Consider the following 15,166-nt stretch of genomic DNA (forward strand, 5'->3'; position numbering starts at 1 on the left):
GAACTGGAATGGGGAAGGCACTGTAGCACCCGAATTTACATACTGGAACAATCCAGAAGCCGGATGAAAGAACTAAATCCCCCTGTCCAGGCGGATTTCAGGGTATTTCCCGATGTCTTCAGGCCCGTCGAGCCACTTCCACGCCCAGATTCGCCAACTGGTCGGCCCGCTCGTTGCCCTCGTCGCCCGTGTGGCCGCGCACCCAGCGCCACGACACCTGGTGCCGTTGCACCTGCTCGTCCAGCGCCTGCCACAGCTCGGCGTTCTTGACCGGCTTCTTCTCCGCGGTCATCCAGCCGCGGCGCTTCCAGTTCACCAGCCATTCGGTCATGCCTTTCATGACGTACTGCGAGTCCGTGTGGATCGTGACGACGCAAGTGCGCTTGAGCGCCCGCAGGCCTTCAATGACGGCCATGAGCTCCATGCGGTTGTTGGTGGTTTGGAGTTCTCCGCCATGCAGGGTTTTCTCGTGGCCACCCGCGCGCAGCAAGACGCCCCAGCCGCCCGGACCGGGGTTGCCCTTGCAGGCCCCGTCGGTCCACATTTCCACTTTCTGGTCGATCGCTTTGTTGTCCTGCATGGTGCTGCTTGATAGTCCTTGTTGGTGCAAAGTAAAACGCGTGGCGCCGCGCTCAAGAAGGGTCGAAACCGTCGTCCGCCTGGCGGTTGACCACCACGGAAGCGGCGCGTGCGCGCTTGGGCTTGGTCTTCCAGGGGGCCCCGATGATACGCATGCCGGCCACGCGCTTGACGGCCGACACCATGTACACCGCGCCGCCCACGCTCCACCAGCGGGCGCCGGCCGACTCCAGGAAGCCCCAGCGCTGGAGCCATTTTTCGCTGCGGCAAGCCGGCGCATAGCAGCCGAACTGGCTTTCCTCGACCTCAAGCGACAGCAGCTTGAACCAGTCTTTCAGGCGCGGCAGCGACACTTGCGACGAGGGCGGTTGCGGCAGCCAGGGTTCCATGCCGGGCATGCGCGTGCGTGCGCCCCACATGCTCCAGGGATTGAACCCGGAAATCACGACCCGCCCTTCCGGCACCAGCACGCGCTCGACCTCGCGCAGGACGTTGTGCGGGTCCTGCGTGCACTCAAAGGCATGCGGCAGAATCAGCAGGTCCACGCTTTGGGATTCGAATGGCAGGGCCTCGGGCTCGGCCAGCACCACGCGCGACTGCCAGTCGGCCACGCTTTCCGCCGAGGGGGTTTCCGTGCCCACATAGCCCTTGAAAGGCATGCGATTGGCGCGCAGCAGATTCATGTCGGCCAGGCCGACCTGCCAGGCATAATAGCCAAACACATCCGCGACAGCCGCGTCGAACTGCGCCCGTTCCCAGGCCAGGGCGTACTGCCCCGGTGGCGTCTGGAACCATTCGGCCAGTTCTACAATCGGCGGAGTTTCTTCTGCCACGTTCTATTCCTTCGAATCTCATGCAAGCCTTGACCGCCCCCGCAGGCGGCCGCGAGCAACATGCCGCGGTCTTGCCTCTACCCGCCTTCACCGACAACTACATCTGGGCCATCGTCCATGGCGAAAACGCCGCCGTGGTGGACCCGGGCGAAGCCGGCCCGGTCGTGCAATGGCTGGAGCAGGAAGGCTTGAGGCTGCGCGCCATTCTACTCACGCACCATCACGGCGACCATGTGGGCGGTGTACTCGAATTGTCACGCATGGCGGACCTTACCGTATACGGTCCGGCGCGGGAAAGCCTGCCGCGCTGCGATGTCGCGTTGGCCGAAGGCGACCGCGTAGCCCTGCCCGAACTGGACCTGGACCTGCGCGTGCTGGACGTGCCCGGGCACACCGCCGGGCACATCGCTTACACCGGCCGGGCGGCCGGAATAGAACCCGTTCTGTTCTGTGGTGACACGCTGTTTGCCGGGGGCTGTGGTCGGCTTTTCGAGGGAACTCCCGCGCAAATGCATGATTCCTTGGAAAAATTTTCCGTTTTACCGCCAGATACACAGGTTTTTTGCGCGCACGAGTACACTCTAGCGAACTTGCGCTGGGCATTGGCTGTGGATCCCGCCAACCGCACCCTGCATCAGTGGTATCAGCGAGCCCAGCAATTACGAGCAGAAGGTCTTCCCACGCTTCCATCGACGATCGGTCAGGAACGCGCGACGAACCCGTTTTTGCGTACGCAGCAAGTGGACGTCATCCGCGCCGCAGCCAACTGGGCCGGAAACAATCAACCTACGCCGGTAGAGGTCTTTGCCTCCCTGCGTGAATGGAAGAACGACTTCAAGTGACCGCCTGATGAATCTATCCCGACTCCTTCTGCCACTCATGTTGGCAGTCCTCGCCGGTTGCGCAGGAACCAAAGCCCCCGACAGTAAAAACCTCACCACCAATTCCCAAGGGCGTTACATCGCCCGGGATACGTCCCGAACGGTTGACCTGACCAACCCGCCGAGCGACGCCTGGGACCGCATCCGCCGCGGTTTCGCCATCCCCAACCTGAACACCGAGCTCTCGCAGCAGTGGACCGATTACTACGCGTCCCACCCCGAGGCCGTTCAGCGCATGGCCGAGCGCGCGGGCAAGTACCTGTACTTCATCGTCGACGAAATCAACCGCCGTGGCCTGCCCACGGAATTGGCGCTGCTGCCCTTTGTGGAAAGCGCCTACAACCCCACCGCCCTGTCGCGCGCACAGGCGTCGGGCCTGTGGCAGTTCGTGCCGGCCACCGGCCAGCACTTCAACTTGAAGCAGGACTGGTGGCGCGACGAGCGCCGCGACCCCATCGCGTCGACCAACGCCGCCCTGGACTATCTGGAAAAGCTGTTTGAGATGCAGGGCGACTGGTATTTGGCGCTGGCGTCCTACAACTGGGGCGAAGGCTCGGTGCAGCGCGCCATGGCCAAGAACGAAGCGGCCGGCCAGAACACGGACTACCTGTCCCTGAACATGCCCAGCGAAACCCGCAACTACGTGCCCAAGTTGCAGGCCATCAAGAACATCATTGCCGACCCGCAGCGCTACGCGGTGGCGCTGCCCCCCGTGGGCAACACGCCCTACTTCGTGACGGTGCAGAAGAACAGCGACATCGACGTTGAAATCGCCGCCAAGCTGGCCGAGATGCCGGTGGACGAATTCAAGGCGCTGAACCCGTCGTTCAACCGCCCGGTCATTCGTGGCGATCACGGCCCGACCCTGCTGCTGCCGGCCGACCGCGTCGAGATCTTCAACGCCAATTTGACGAACTACAAGGGCGACCTGAGCGCCTGGAAGATCTATCACTCGCGCCGCGGGGAATCCTACGCCGCGATCGCGAAGCGCTTTGGCGTGACGCTGGCCGAACTGCGCGAAACCAACGACATCAGCTCGCGCCAGAAAGCCGCGTCAGGCCAGGCCCTGCTGGTGCCCGGCGAACCCGGCAACGCTGGCGTGCAACTGGCATCGCTGGCAGCACCGGTGGGCGCGCTGGAGCAGGCGCCGTCGGACAACAAGGCGGTTGCTCCGCGCGGCCGCGCCGCCCCGGCGCCCGCCTCCCGCGTGGCCAGCGCCCGCCCCAATGTGCGCACCCACAAGGTCCGCCAGGGTGACACGCTGTTCTCATTGGCCAAGCAGTACGGCACCTCGGTCGATGCCTTGCGTGCCCTGAACAACATCAAGGGCAGCGCCCTGAAGATCGGCACCCCTTTGCGCGTGCCGGGCACCAACGCCCGCGGCTGATATTCTCCAGTCGTCCACACAGAACGGCGCCCCCAGCGGGCGCCGTTTTTACAAGTACGCGAAGCCGCCAAACTCCTTAAAATGGGCGGTCTTTCTGCAGGAAAAAACTAAAGGAACCATCATGGGCTTTCTCGCCGGCAAGCGCATTCTCGTAACGGGAGTGCTTTCAAACCGATCCATCGCCTACGGCATCGCGCGCGCCTGTCACAAGCAAGGCGCCGAACTGGCGTTCACCTATGTGGGCGACCGCTTCAAGGATCGCGTGGTCGAATTCGCCGCTGAATTCGGCAGCAAGATCGTGCTGCCTTGCGATGTGGCCGAAGACAGCCAGATTGAAGGCGCCTTCACGGAACTGGCCCAGCATTGGGACGGCCTGGACGGCCTGGTGCATTCCATCGGCTTCGCCCCCCGCGAAGCCATCGCCGGCAACTTCCTTGATGGCCTGTCGCGTGAAGGCTTCCGCATCGCCCACGACATTTCCGCCTACAGCTTCGCCGCCATGGCCAAGGCCGCGCTGCCGCTGATGGAAGGTCGCAACGGCTCGGTGCTGACCCTGACCTACCTGGGCGCCGAGCGCGTGGTTCCCAACTACAACACCATGGGCTTGGCCAAGGCATCGCTGGAAGCCAGCGTGCGTTACCTGGCCACGGCGCTGGGCCCGCGCGGCATTCGCGCCAACGGCATTTCGGCCGGCCCCATCAAGACGCTGGCCGCAAGCGGCATCAAGGACTTCTCGTCCATCCTGAAGTTCGTGGAATCGCAGGCGCCGCTGCGCCGCAACGTCACCATTGACGACGTGGGCAATGTGGCGGCGTTCATGCTGTCGGACCTGGCCGCAGGCGTCACCGGCGAGATCACCCATGTGGACGCCGGCTTCTCGACCGTCGTCCCGGGCATGGAAGACTGATTCTTCACCTGGGGCGGGGCGGTTTACCTCCCCACCCCAGGGTCGGTTCAAGCCGGCCGCACCACCAGCGTGGACACCTGCACGTCCACCGCCGTCATCAGCTTGTGGATCGGGCATTTCTCGGCCACGGCCAGAAGCTCATCGATCTGGGCGTCTGACAGCTCACCATGCAGCGTCAGCTTGGCCGTCAGGCGATACACGCCCTTGCGCTCCTCGCTGGCGTCGCGCACCACCTCCACATCCACCGACTTCAGCGGCAGCTCCTTGCGCTGCGCGTAGACCATCAGCGTCATTGCCTTGCAGCCACCCAGCGCGGTGTCGAAATAGTCATGCGGATCGGGGCCCTCTCCTTGCGGCCGCGGCATCGCCAGCGGCAAGTCGTGGCCCTCGGCCGTGGCGGTGAACTGCAACGTGTCGGGTGCATTCTGATGGACGCGGATGCTCATGAATCGGATCTCCTGGAGTTGGCATCCGTCGCGGACGCCGCAAGCCCACTTGTAGCATCCGCCGGCGTCATCCACACCTGACGGAATGCTGAACTTATTCTTAAGCCACTGGTCGGATATCCCTATCCGCAATTCACGAACTGACTTAGGGGGACGCATGAGCGCCAGACAACTTCTTGATCAATTGCTGCAATCGGGCCAAGGCCTGCTTTCGGACGCCACCAACCGCGTGCAAGGCGCGACGGGCGGCTCGGCAGGCGGCAAGGGTTCGTTCCTGACCGGCCTGGGTGGGGGTGCGCTGGGCGCAGGCGCGCTGGGCTTGTTGATGGGCAGCAAGAAGGCACGCAAGATCGGCGGCAAGGTCGCCATGTATGGCGGCATGGCGGCGCTGGGCGCGCTGGCCTACCGTGCTTACGGCGACTGGCAGCGCAACCAGGCCGGTGGCGCGCAAGCCGCGCCGCCTCAAACGCTGGACCGCCTGCCCGCGCCGGAAGCCGAGCAGCACAGCAACGCCGTGCTGACCGCCATGATCGGCGCGGCCAAGGCCGACGGCCACATCGGCCCCGAAGAACGCGGCCTGCTGGAAACCGAATTGGCCAAGCTGTCATCCGACGCGCAGGACCGCCAGTGGCTGGAAACGGAATTGTCGCGGCCGCTGGACCCGGCTGCCGTGGCCCAGTCCGCCAAAACACCCGAAATGGCCGCCGAAATGTATCTGGCCAGCCTGCTCGTCGTGGACGAGGAAAGCTATATGGAACGCGCCTATCTGGACGAATTGGCGCGTCAGCTTCGGCTGGAACCCGGCTTGAAGGAAAAGCTGGAACAGCACGCCAAAAGCGCGGTCGCCTGATCGGCAGAGATGGCGTCAGCACACCGCCGACGCCATCGACACCACCGCCCTGTCAATCCGCGCGCAGGCCGATGGACGCCGTCAACGCCGTATAGCGGTCGATGTCAGCATTGATCATCGACTGAAACTCTTTCGGTGTGCTGCTGGCGGGCGTGAAACCTTGTTCGCGCAGCGCGGTCTGCGTCTCGGGCCGCCGCACGATCTTCGTCACGGCGGCATTCAGTTTGTCGACCACGGCGCGCGGCGTGGCGGCTGGCGCCAGCAAGCCATGCCACTGGTCCAAGGCGTAGCCCGCAACGCCCTGCTCGGCCACCGTGGGCACGGTGGGCATCAACGGCGAACGCGACGGTGACGTCACCGCCAACGCGCGCAGCTTGCCCGCGGCAATCAGCGGCGCCGCGCTGGACGCCGTCACGACACCCATCGCCACCTGGCCTGCCGTCACATCCTTCAGCGCGGGGCCGCACCCCTTGTAGGGCACTTGCTGCAACACCGCGCCGCTGGCTCGCGCCAGCATTTCCCCGGCCAGGTGTTGCGGCGTGCCGTTGCCGCACGAAGCAAACGGCAAGGGTGCGCCCGGCACGGCCACGGCCAGCGCGTCCCCCAGGGATTGCAGCGGCGATGCGGCCGGCACCACGAAGACGGACGGCACGAACGCCACATTGATCACGGCGGCAAAATCCTGCTTCGGCGAAAAATCCAGGTTCCGATAGACCCCCGGATTGATAGCGAATGAACTGTTCACCATCAACACCGTGTAGCCATCTGGCGGCGCCTCGGCCACGATGCGTGCGCCGATGTTGCCGCTAGCGCCGGGCCGGTTCTCGACGATCACCGGCTGGCCCAATTCTTCTTGCAGGCTGGCGCCGATGCGACGCGCCAGCAAATCCGTGCCACCGCCCGGCGGAAATGTCACCACGATTGTGATGGGGTGCGTGGGGTAGGTGGCGTCGACCGCCGCGTCGCCCGACGGCGAATTGCCGCAGGACGCCAGCGGAAGAACGGCAGACAAGGCAAGACTAGTTCGAAGCAGGCTTTTCATGATGCGCTCTCAGGCATCCAGGCCGATGTCCAGCACCTTGGCGCTGTGGGTCAACCAACCGACGGCAATCTGGTCCACGCCGGTGGCGGCCACGGCGGCGGCAGTGTCGGGAGTGATGCGGCCCGAGGCTTCGGTAATCGCGCGGCCACGCGCCATGTCGACGGCGCGGCGCAGGTCATCCAGGCTCATGTTGTCCAGCAACACCACGTCCACGCCTAGCGACAGCGCCACTTCCAGTTGCGCCAGCGTGTCCACTTCCAGCTCGATCTTGACCATGTGGCCCACGCTCGCGCGCGCACGCTGCACGGCGTTGGCAACGCCGCCCGCCAGCGCAATGTGGTTGTCTTTGATGAGCACGGCGTCATCCAGGCCGAAACGGTGATTGCTGCCCCCGCCCACGCGCACCGCGTACTTTTGCACGGCGCGCAAGCCAGGCAGGGTCTTGCGGGTGCAGGTCACGCGCGCGCCGTAGCTGGAAATGGCACGCGCAATCGACGCCGTGGCGCTGGCCACACCACTCAGGTGGCACAGGAAGTTCAGCGCCACCCGCTCCGCGGTCAGCATCGCCCGGGCATTGCCATGCAAACGTGCAATCTCGGTTCCGGGTGACAGATCGGCACCGTCGCGCAGCGATGCGCTGAAGCGGATGCCCGGGTCCATGGCTTGAAACGCCAGGCGCGCCAGGTCCAAGCCGGCCAACACGCCCTCTTGGCGCGACACCAACCGGGTTTCCGCGATGGCGTCGGCCGGCACGATTGCGTCGGTGGTCAGGTCGCCGGCGCGGCCCAGGTCTTCAAGCAAGGCCGCTTGAACCAGCGGCACGAGCATGATGTCCGGCAGAGGCGCGACATTCAGGCGAAAGGCATTCGTAGGCACTTCGGCATTAATGCTCATTTTGAGTATTTATGAGTTAAAAAAAGGCGCGCAGAGGTTGCGCACCAGTTATGCTAAATACGAGCATAAACCTTGTCAAGCGTCACAAGGTTCGTGACAAGGGCAATTTGCTACCGGCAATGGCGCGTTCCAGCAGCACGTCGCGCCGGAAACGGAACAGCTTGGCCGGCCGGCCCGCCGTGCCCGTCGCCATCTCGCCCGTTTCTTCAACCAACGCCTGCTGTTCGATCAGGCGACGGAAATTCTGTTTATGCAGCGCCCTGCCCGCCAAGGCCTCGACCGCCAATTGCAGCTGCAGCAAGGTGAACTGGGCCGGCATCAATTCAAACACCACGGGCCGATACTTGATCTTGGCACGCAAGCGCGCAATACCGGTCGCCAGAATGCGGCGGTGATCGTGGCGCATCGGCTCGCCCGGCAACACCGCCTTGCCTCCCCCGCGCCGCACGGCCTCGGGCACCGCCCCCGCCTCGAACAGAAGCTCGTAGCGCTGCAACACCATATCTTCATTCCATGCAGCGCCGTCCAGGCCGAAGGTAATGGCGGCGCGCTGCTGGCGGCGCGTGCGCACGGCGGGGTCAGCACTGGCCTCGCACCATTGCGCCAACCACGGCACGATCACATCCTCGACCAATGCGGGCGCACCGGCACGCCGGTCTTCCCACGGGAAATAGCGGTACCAGTCTTGCCAGCCCACCTGCGCCACGCCGGTTTCGCCGGCTTCGCGCGTCAGGCCCAGATAGCTGACCGACATGACGCGCGCGCCGGATTCGTCGGAACGGTCGCCGTCGGCAAAGGTGTAGAGCTGCTCAACATAGCCCAGCGGATGATGGGTTTGCGTTTCCACCCAGGCGCGCAGGCCGGCCTGCAAGGAACGATGCGATAGTTCGAACGGCCCGGCCGGCAAGGCGCTTGCGTCATCCGTGGTCAACACGCGCGGCTCGCCATTGGTCACGGCCACCAGCACGGCGACGAGTTCGGTATGGACGGAGCGTTCGACGGATTCGGTCAAGGATGGAGGTCGTGAAGGGTGGACGAAGGGGTGAGCAAAGGGCGTAAGCAAGCGCATTGCGCAAGCCTCGCCGCGAAACGGCGAGGAGCCGGAATTATAAGGTTCTGGCGCTGCAACAGCCCCTTGCAAACGTGACAGGCCGGATGGCCGCCAGAGCGTGCCCAAGGTCTAAGATAAATCGTAGGTATACAGGCGCGTCGCCATCCTGGGACGCCCGCAAGCGGAGCAAGAGCCATGTTGAAAACTGCCCCCGACCCCCAAGCCCCGACTAACCCCAAGGCGGTCGACCCACGCCCGCCCACCGACCCGCGCAAAGGTACGGAAACGCTGCCGATGCCGGACCAAAGCAAGCAAGTGGCAGGCATGCCACGCGACGGACGCGCCATTGCGCAACCCGGCGAACCCGGCGTCATCACGCCCGAGGACGATGTGCTGGATACGTCTTACGAGAACCGCAAAACCTGACGCAGCGCAACAAGCGATGGTGCGCGAGCCGCATCGACACGGTTAGCGTGCGGGCCGGACCGGCAACGGTCCGGCCCGTCGCGCTTGAACGCGGGAAATAGGCGCTCGCCTATATCAAGCGGGGGCCACCCGTTTCTACACTGCTACGCTTTCAAGGCCCTTTGGGCCGATGCCTTCGCGATATCCCCATGTTCAAAAATTCCTTTCCGCGCATCGTCGCGGCATCTCTATTCGCCCTCCTTTTCCCCACCAGCCAAGCCCTTGCAATGGGCATCCAGCCTGAAACGTCGGTCGTGCTCGTGCACGAAAATACCGGCGAAGGCACGATCGGCATCAAGAACACGGGCGACGAACCCGTGCTGCTGATCTCCACGATCGAACACATTGCCGAAGACCAAGACAATTGGGTCATGGTGTCGCCGCCCGCTGCCGTGGTGGCTCCCGGCAAAACGCAATTGGTGCGCTTTTTGCTCACCCACGACAAGCCGCTGGACGTGCAGCGCATGAAGCGCGCCATCTTCGAAGGCATTCCGCAAACGGGTGAACAAGGCAACAAGCTGCACCTGACCATCCGGCAGGATCTTCCGCTGATCGCGCTGCCCAAGAAGGTCGCCAACGACAATGCCCCGTGGCGCTCGCTGCAGTGGGCAGCGCATGACGGCAAGCTGAAGGTGCACAACCCCAGCCCCTACATCGTGCGCATGGACCAACGCGTCAATGTGCAGCCGTCGGATCAGGCGCTGACCCTGCCCAAGACCTACGTCTTGCCGGGTGAAACGCTAGAACTGGTCGGCGCGGATGCCCCCCTGCAAGAGGGCCAGTCAAGCGTTCGCCTGTATCCCGCCAGCGTCTACGGCTATCAAGTCTCGTCCTTCGACGCGCCGATCAAGAACTGACGGCATCACTGCCCCCACGGGGTATCAACACGCTTGGCCATGCTCGCAATACCCGGCTACCGGGTATTGCGGGCGTTGCGCGCCGGCTCCACTCATGGCTTTTCATGTTCTGCACCCGCTTACGCAATGCTCGCGGTGGCGCCTTCGTCGCCGCGAGCCTCCTGCTGTGCCTGCACCGGGCTGCCATCGCGCAGTCCGGCGCGGGCGGGTTCGACCTTGAAACGCTGAAAAGCCGCGGCTTGAATCCAGCCATCGCATCGCACTTCAAGAACGGGCCGCAATTCCTGCCAGGCCAACACACCGTGCACGTGAGCGTCAACGGGCGCAGCGTCGGGCGCGCCTTGGCCACATTCGATACCGGCGGCAAACTCTGCCTGACCTCGGAACTGCTGACCCTGGCCGACCTGAAGGTGCCTGAAGCGCAAGGCGGCGACTCACAGGCCTGTCCTGACGCATTTCTTCAAGCCTGGCCCACCACCACCATCGCGCTGCAGCCCGAACGCTTGGCCGTGGACATCGTCGCGCCCCCGGGCGCAATGGACCGATCGGCCAGCACCACGAACTATCAATCGGGGGGCCGCGCAGCCATCCTGAACTACGACGTGCTGTCCAGCCAGACGCGCCATACCGGCGGAAAGTCGAATTATCTGCAGGCTTATACCGAACTGGGCCTGAACGCGAACGATTGGATCCTGCGCAGCAACAGCACCTATTCCAATAGCGGCGGGAAGTCGACGTGGAACCACGTCGATGCTTACGCCCAGCGTACATTGCCCACCTGGCACACCACCTTTCAGGCGGGGCAAATCAATCTGCGAGGCTCGCTGTTTGCCGGCGTTCCCGTCAACGGCATGCAGTTTTTCCCGGAAACCGCGCTGCAAAGCAGCAAGCAGGAGGGTCCACCCATCACCGGCATCGCCCACACGCAGGCGCGCGTCGAAGTGTTGCAGAACGGCATTCCGCTTGCGTCCGCCATCGTGCCCCCAGGTCCGTTCACCATGACCGATGTACTGCCCCGGTCATTGACGCAAGACCTCAAGGTTGTCATCCACGAAACCTCGGGCGAAGAGCGCGTGTTCTACGTGCCCGCGGCCGCGTTGCAGGTGGACCGTGTAGGCGCGCCCGCCGGATTTACCGGCGGCTTGGGCATGCTGCGCCAAACGGGTGCTGGAGGTGGCGAGACCATGCCGGTCGCGGCGGCGGAATACGGTATCGCGTTGGGCAGGCGCGCCAACGTCGCGGCCGGACTATTGCTGACCCAGGACTATCGCTCGCTGGGCGCCCGCTCGGATATGGCTCTGCCAGGCAGCATCCACACCGGCGTACAAAGCACGTTCTCGCAAAGTTCGCGTACCGGGCGCAGCGGCGCGCAGCACATCGTGTCGGTCTCCGGGCAAGTGCTGCCGGGCGTGTCTACGAACCTCTCGCTCTTGCGGCGTACCGACGGCTACAGCGAGGTGCTGGACAGCGCCAGCAGGCCGACGGGCGGTGCGCAGTGGTATCCAAATTTTCGCGAGGACCGCATCAAGCAGCAGATCAGCGCAGGATTGGGCTGGAGCGGATCCACGCTGGGCGGCTTCAATATGAACGTCAGCGAGTCCCGGAGCACGCGCGGCAACTTGTCGCGTCGTGGCATGTTTAGCTGGGGCAAGAGCTTCGGTCGGGCCAGCGTGTCGCTGTCATACGAACGCGACATGGGTTCCAGCCACCGCAATCAGGGCAGCCTTATGTATCTGAACCTGAGCTTGCCCTTGGGCAAGCAAAGCGTCAGCGCGTCGATGCAACGCCAGGACAGCGGCACAAGCTACGGCGTCAATACCGGCGCCTCCATCAACGAGCAGAGCAGCTACACCCTGGCGGCCACCTCCAGTTCGCACGGCCGGACCAGCTATTCCGGTTCGGTCGGCGTCAACTCAGCCTATACGCATCTGAACCTGGCGGCCAGCAGCTTCAAGGGCGGATACAGTCATTCCGCGCGCATGCGCGGCGGGTTGGTCGGGCACGCACATGGCTTGAGCTTTTCGCCCTACCGGGTGCAGGACACGTTCGCCATCGCGTCCGTGGGCGGTCTGTCCGGCGTCCGCTTGAGCACGCCGGCGGGCAGCGTGTGGACTGACCCCTGGGGCCGGGCCGTCATCGCGTCGCTGCCTGCGTACCGTAACGGGCAGATCCAGGTCGCCACGCCATCGCTGGCGCGCAACGTGGACCTGATCAACGGCCACTACAGCCTCGATCCGGCGCGCGGCTCTGTATCGGCGGTGGACTTCAAGGTGGTTACTGTTCGCCGTGCGTTGCTGACCGCCACCTATGCCGACGGCTCGCCGGTGCCCAAGGGCGCGGCCGTGCTGGATGCCAATGGGGTGTTCATTACCCTGGTGGGCAGCGGCGGCCAGATATTCCTGCCCGACATGCTCGCGGGCGCCACGCCGTTCAGCGTGGCGCCTTCGGAGGAGGCGCCGTGCACGCTCGAATTCGACATCGCCGATACACCGGACCTGAACGCGTTGTACGAACGCGCCCAGGCGACGTGTGCGCCGTAGACGCCCCCATCTCGTCAATCGCAAAAGGACCCCATGACTCTCGCAACCCTTCGTCTCCTTCGATCATGCCTGCCCGCACCGACGGTGGCCGCGCTGCTGGTGGCCGGCGCCTGGACCACGCCCGCAGCGGCGCAAGCATTGCCCTCCCCGTCCATGACGCGCGAAGCAGTCGCGGCGCCGATAGCGGGCTGCATGATGTCATTCGGTCAAGCCACCGTCGACTATGGCAGCTTCACAGCCGGACAACTGAGGCTGGATGGCAACCGGCGCTATCAGCTTGAGCCGCGCGTGGTGCCATTGACGATCAACTGCCCTACCGCCCGCCCCATTGCACTGCGCCTGAACGCCACCGCAGGGCAACACGGCGCCGCGAAGTTCGCCGGCAACGGCGCTTTGCACGTCGTGCTCAGCCACGTCCGGATCGACGGCGACGAAGCACGTGTGATCAATCCGGACGCGCCCCATGGCGCCCGACCTCAGATCAGCATGCGGCCCGGCGACACCGTGATGTTGGAGCATGGCCGCGCCGGACGTAGCCTTACCGCCCAGATTGCGTTGAACCCCGAAGTCAGTGATGCCGACGTCCGCGTCGCCGACCAGACGGAATGGTCGGCAATCTTGCAGCTTGAATTGGTAGACCTGTAGCGCGCGGCCGCTCGCGATCCGCGCGGTTGAACTCTCGTGTTTACAGAAGCCCGCACAGCTTGAACAAGCCGTTGTCCGTCGTGACGCCCAGCTTGCGATAGGCGGTGCCCTTTTGCGCGCTGATGGTTTTGGGGCTGCGCCCAAATTTGATCGCAATGTCGGAAATGGTCATGCCCGCGAGCAGGCAGCGAATCACTTCACGTTCACGGCCAGACAACGACGCGCCATCCAGCAGGCCGCTTGTCGAGGCCGACAAGGCTGGGTCGGCCGGCGGCGTGTCACGCGCCAAGGGCTCGACTTGCTCGGTGCTTGCGCCAGACAGCAGGTACGTCATCTGGGGATCGCAGTAGGTACCGCCAGCCGCCACCTTGCGTAGCGCCAGCACGATTTCGTCTTCGCGCCCGCCCTTGCCCACAAAGCCGTGGGCACCGGAACGCAAGGCCAATGCCACCGTGGCCGGGTCGTAGAGCGCAGAGAACACCAGAATGCGCGCGTAGGGAAACTTGATGCGCAACATTTTGATCAGCGAAATGCCGTCAACTTCGGTCGGGCCCAACGAATAGTCGATCAACAGCACGTCGACGGGTTGATCCGCAAGCGCCTGGATCATGGCTCGGCTGGTCTCGAATTCGCCGATGACAAAGATGTCGCGGTTTTGCGACAGGTAGGCGGACATGCCAGCCCGCACCACCGGATGGTCATCCAGGATTGCAATGCGCAACGGACGAAAATTGGATGCTGACAATATGGAATTCCCCGGTAGAGCCCAGATTTTCCACTGTTTCTCGTTGAGCGAAAAACCAACGTGGACAAATAGTAACGCAACCGTTTACGCAATCGTAATGAAGATTAGGCGAATGCCTATATCCGGAAAGTCATCCGTTTCCTAGAGTGATTCTTTTGTCCCACCAGCAACTGGATAGTCATGAATCACTCGGTACGCCCCCTGCCCGCTCTGCGATACCTCCTGGCCGCAAGCTTTTTGATCGCCGCCTCCGCCCAAGCTGCTCCCACCGCGGACCTGACAATCACCGGTGTCATCAAGCCGCCGTCGTGCGATCTTTCACTAGACGCAGATGGAAAACTCAATTTCGAAGACCGCGCATTTAACTCCCTCGCCGTGGACGGCACCAAACTGGATGCAAAAACGATCGGCCTGAACATCACCTGCAACGGCCATACGCGCGTCGGCCTGCACGTGGTAGACAACCGCGCCGGCAGCAAAGTTCTGAAAAGCTCGTTAAACGTCAATGCGTGGGCCTCAAACAACGCCACCATCAGCGACGCCTTCATCTTCGGCCTGGGCTCCGTAGACGGGCCCGAAAACACGCAGATCCCCATCGGCGGCTATATGTTCGGATTCAAGGAAGGCGACGTCTACGCCGACAGCAACAGAGCCGTCGTCCTCTACAGCGCGGACAAGCGGACCTGGTACGCCGAGGCCATACAGCGGCAGTTCATCAGCCCCAACTACACCTATGCATTCTTCGTGGGCTCGCCGGGCACTGGTGCCACGCCATTAGCGGTCTCGTCGGTAACTGGTACGCTGACCGTCACCCCGACGATCAACCGCGCCGCAGCGCTGCCGACCACCACAGAGATTAATCTGAACGGCAGTGCCACGATCTCGCTGGTTTACCTGTAAGCGTACCGCGCAGGGCGCGCTGTGGCGCCCTCTCGCAATCGAACAAGCCCTAAAAACAAGCGCAGCGTCCGGCTGTGCGGCCTTTGACGGCCGCGCAGCCCCGCTGCAATTGCGCAACACCAGGGCGAGTTCGTTCGCTGCCTC

16 protein-coding genes are annotated in these 15,166 nt (G+C 63.9%); 9 read left to right on the forward strand and 7 right to left on the reverse strand.

Annotated elements, in window-relative coordinates:
* Nucleotides 1-118: 118 nt before the first annotated feature.
* Nucleotides 119-580 carry a ribonuclease HI gene (gene rnhA / locus CVS48_RS02840; RefSeq protein ID WP_050449156.1) on the reverse strand — a complete coding sequence of 154 codons (462 nt, stop codon included), beginning with the start codon at nucleotides 578-580 and terminating at the stop codon, nucleotides 119-121.
* A gap of 52 nt (nucleotides 581-632) precedes the next feature.
* Nucleotides 633-1,412, reverse strand: a complete 780-nt coding sequence (locus CVS48_RS02845; RefSeq protein WP_100853166.1) for a class I SAM-dependent methyltransferase — start codon at nucleotides 1,410-1,412, stop codon at nucleotides 633-635.
* Nucleotides 1,413-1,432: 20 nt separating this feature from the next.
* Here CVS48_RS02845 and gloB point away from each other — a divergent pair, with 20 nt between their 5' ends.
* The 3 genes from gloB to fabI all read left to right on the forward strand — a co-directional run bounded on the left by gloB (nucleotide 1,433) and on the right by fabI (nucleotide 4,587).
* Nucleotides 1,433-2,254 (forward strand): hydroxyacylglutathione hydrolase, encoded by an 822-nt coding sequence (gloB, locus tag CVS48_RS02850; RefSeq protein WP_100853167.1) that lies wholly within the window; start codon nucleotides 1,433-1,435, stop codon nucleotides 2,252-2,254.
* 7 nt (nucleotides 2,255-2,261) lie between these two features.
* Nucleotides 2,262-3,680 carry a transglycosylase SLT domain-containing protein gene (locus CVS48_RS02855; protein WP_100853168.1) on the forward strand — a complete coding sequence of 473 codons (1,419 nt, stop codon included), beginning with the start codon at nucleotides 2,262-2,264 and terminating at the stop codon, nucleotides 3,678-3,680.
* Nucleotides 3,681-3,801: 121 nt separating this feature from the next.
* Nucleotides 3,802-4,587 carry an enoyl-ACP reductase FabI gene (fabI, locus tag CVS48_RS02860; RefSeq protein WP_100853169.1) on the forward strand — a complete coding sequence of 262 codons (786 nt, stop codon included), beginning with the start codon at nucleotides 3,802-3,804 and terminating at the stop codon, nucleotides 4,585-4,587.
* A 47-nt stretch (nucleotides 4,588-4,634) separates the two neighbouring features.
* Here fabI and CVS48_RS02865 read toward each other — a convergent pair whose 3' ends face one another.
* Nucleotides 4,635-5,033 carry an OsmC family protein gene (locus tag CVS48_RS02865; protein WP_100853170.1) on the reverse strand — a complete coding sequence of 133 codons (399 nt, stop codon included), beginning with the start codon at nucleotides 5,031-5,033 and terminating at the stop codon, nucleotides 4,635-4,637.
* Between the two features lie 157 nt (nucleotides 5,034-5,190).
* Here CVS48_RS02865 and CVS48_RS02870 point away from each other — a divergent pair, with 157 nt between their 5' ends.
* Complete coding sequence (locus CVS48_RS02870; RefSeq protein ID WP_100853171.1) at nucleotides 5,191-5,883, forward strand: tellurite resistance TerB family protein; 693 nt, start codon at nucleotides 5,191-5,193, stop codon at nucleotides 5,881-5,883.
* A 52-nt stretch (nucleotides 5,884-5,935) separates the two neighbouring features.
* Here CVS48_RS02870 and CVS48_RS02875 read toward each other — a convergent pair whose 3' ends face one another.
* The 3 genes from CVS48_RS02875 to CVS48_RS02885 all read right to left on the reverse strand — a co-directional run bounded on the left by CVS48_RS02875 (nucleotide 5,936) and on the right by CVS48_RS02885 (nucleotide 8,888).
* On the reverse strand, nucleotides 5,936-6,925 hold the full coding sequence (locus tag CVS48_RS02875) for a Bug family tripartite tricarboxylate transporter substrate binding protein (protein ID WP_100853172.1): 990 nt from the start codon (nucleotides 6,923-6,925) through the stop codon (nucleotides 5,936-5,938).
* Nucleotides 6,926-6,934: 9 nt separating this feature from the next.
* The gene (gene nadC / locus CVS48_RS02880) at nucleotides 6,935-7,819 is read right to left on the reverse strand and encodes a carboxylating nicotinate-nucleotide diphosphorylase (protein ID WP_100853173.1); all 885 of its coding nucleotides are present in this window, start codon (nucleotides 7,817-7,819) and stop codon (nucleotides 6,935-6,937) included.
* A gap of 82 nt (nucleotides 7,820-7,901) precedes the next feature.
* Entirely contained in the window at nucleotides 7,902-8,888 is a 987-nt protein-coding gene (locus tag CVS48_RS02885) for an NUDIX hydrolase (RefSeq protein ID WP_100853174.1), read from the reverse strand.
* A gap of 177 nt (nucleotides 8,889-9,065) precedes the next feature.
* Between CVS48_RS02885 and CVS48_RS02890 the strand changes: the two genes are divergently transcribed.
* The 4 genes from CVS48_RS02890 (at nucleotide 9,066) to CVS48_RS02905 (ending at nucleotide 13,377) form a co-directional block, all read left to right on the forward strand.
* Nucleotides 9,066-9,296 (forward strand): hypothetical protein, encoded by a 231-nt coding sequence (locus CVS48_RS02890; RefSeq protein ID WP_100853175.1) that lies wholly within the window; start codon nucleotides 9,066-9,068, stop codon nucleotides 9,294-9,296.
* Between the two features lie 188 nt (nucleotides 9,297-9,484).
* On the forward strand, nucleotides 9,485-10,192 hold the full coding sequence (locus CVS48_RS02895) for a fimbria/pilus chaperone family protein (protein WP_100853176.1): 708 nt from the start codon (nucleotides 9,485-9,487) through the stop codon (nucleotides 10,190-10,192).
* A gap of 104 nt (nucleotides 10,193-10,296) precedes the next feature.
* Nucleotides 10,297-12,732 carry a fimbria/pilus outer membrane usher protein gene (locus CVS48_RS02900; protein ID WP_100853177.1) on the forward strand — a complete coding sequence of 812 codons (2,436 nt, stop codon included), beginning with the start codon at nucleotides 10,297-10,299 and terminating at the stop codon, nucleotides 12,730-12,732.
* Nucleotides 12,733-12,765: 33 nt separating this feature from the next.
* Nucleotides 12,766-13,377: a DUF1120 domain-containing protein gene (locus tag CVS48_RS02905; RefSeq protein ID WP_126376250.1), complete on the forward strand. Its 612-nt coding sequence runs from the start codon at nucleotides 12,766-12,768 to the stop codon at nucleotides 13,375-13,377.
* 40 nt (nucleotides 13,378-13,417) lie between these two features.
* On the opposite strand, the gene CVS48_RS02910 is transcribed toward CVS48_RS02905, so the two are convergent.
* Entirely contained in the window at nucleotides 13,418-14,122 is a 705-nt protein-coding gene (locus tag CVS48_RS02910) for a response regulator (RefSeq protein ID WP_167400940.1), read from the reverse strand.
* 180 nt (nucleotides 14,123-14,302) lie between these two features.
* Here CVS48_RS02910 and CVS48_RS02915 point away from each other — a divergent pair, with 180 nt between their 5' ends.
* Nucleotides 14,303-15,022, forward strand: coding sequence for a DUF1120 domain-containing protein (locus tag CVS48_RS02915; RefSeq protein WP_100853180.1), 720 nt, complete (start codon nucleotides 14,303-14,305; stop codon nucleotides 15,020-15,022).
* Nucleotides 15,023-15,166: the final 144 nt, after the last annotated feature.

The sequence above is a fragment of the Achromobacter spanius genome, from assembly GCF_002812705.1.
GTDB classification, from domain to species: domain Bacteria; phylum Pseudomonadota; class Gammaproteobacteria; order Burkholderiales; family Burkholderiaceae_B; genus Achromobacter; species Achromobacter spanius.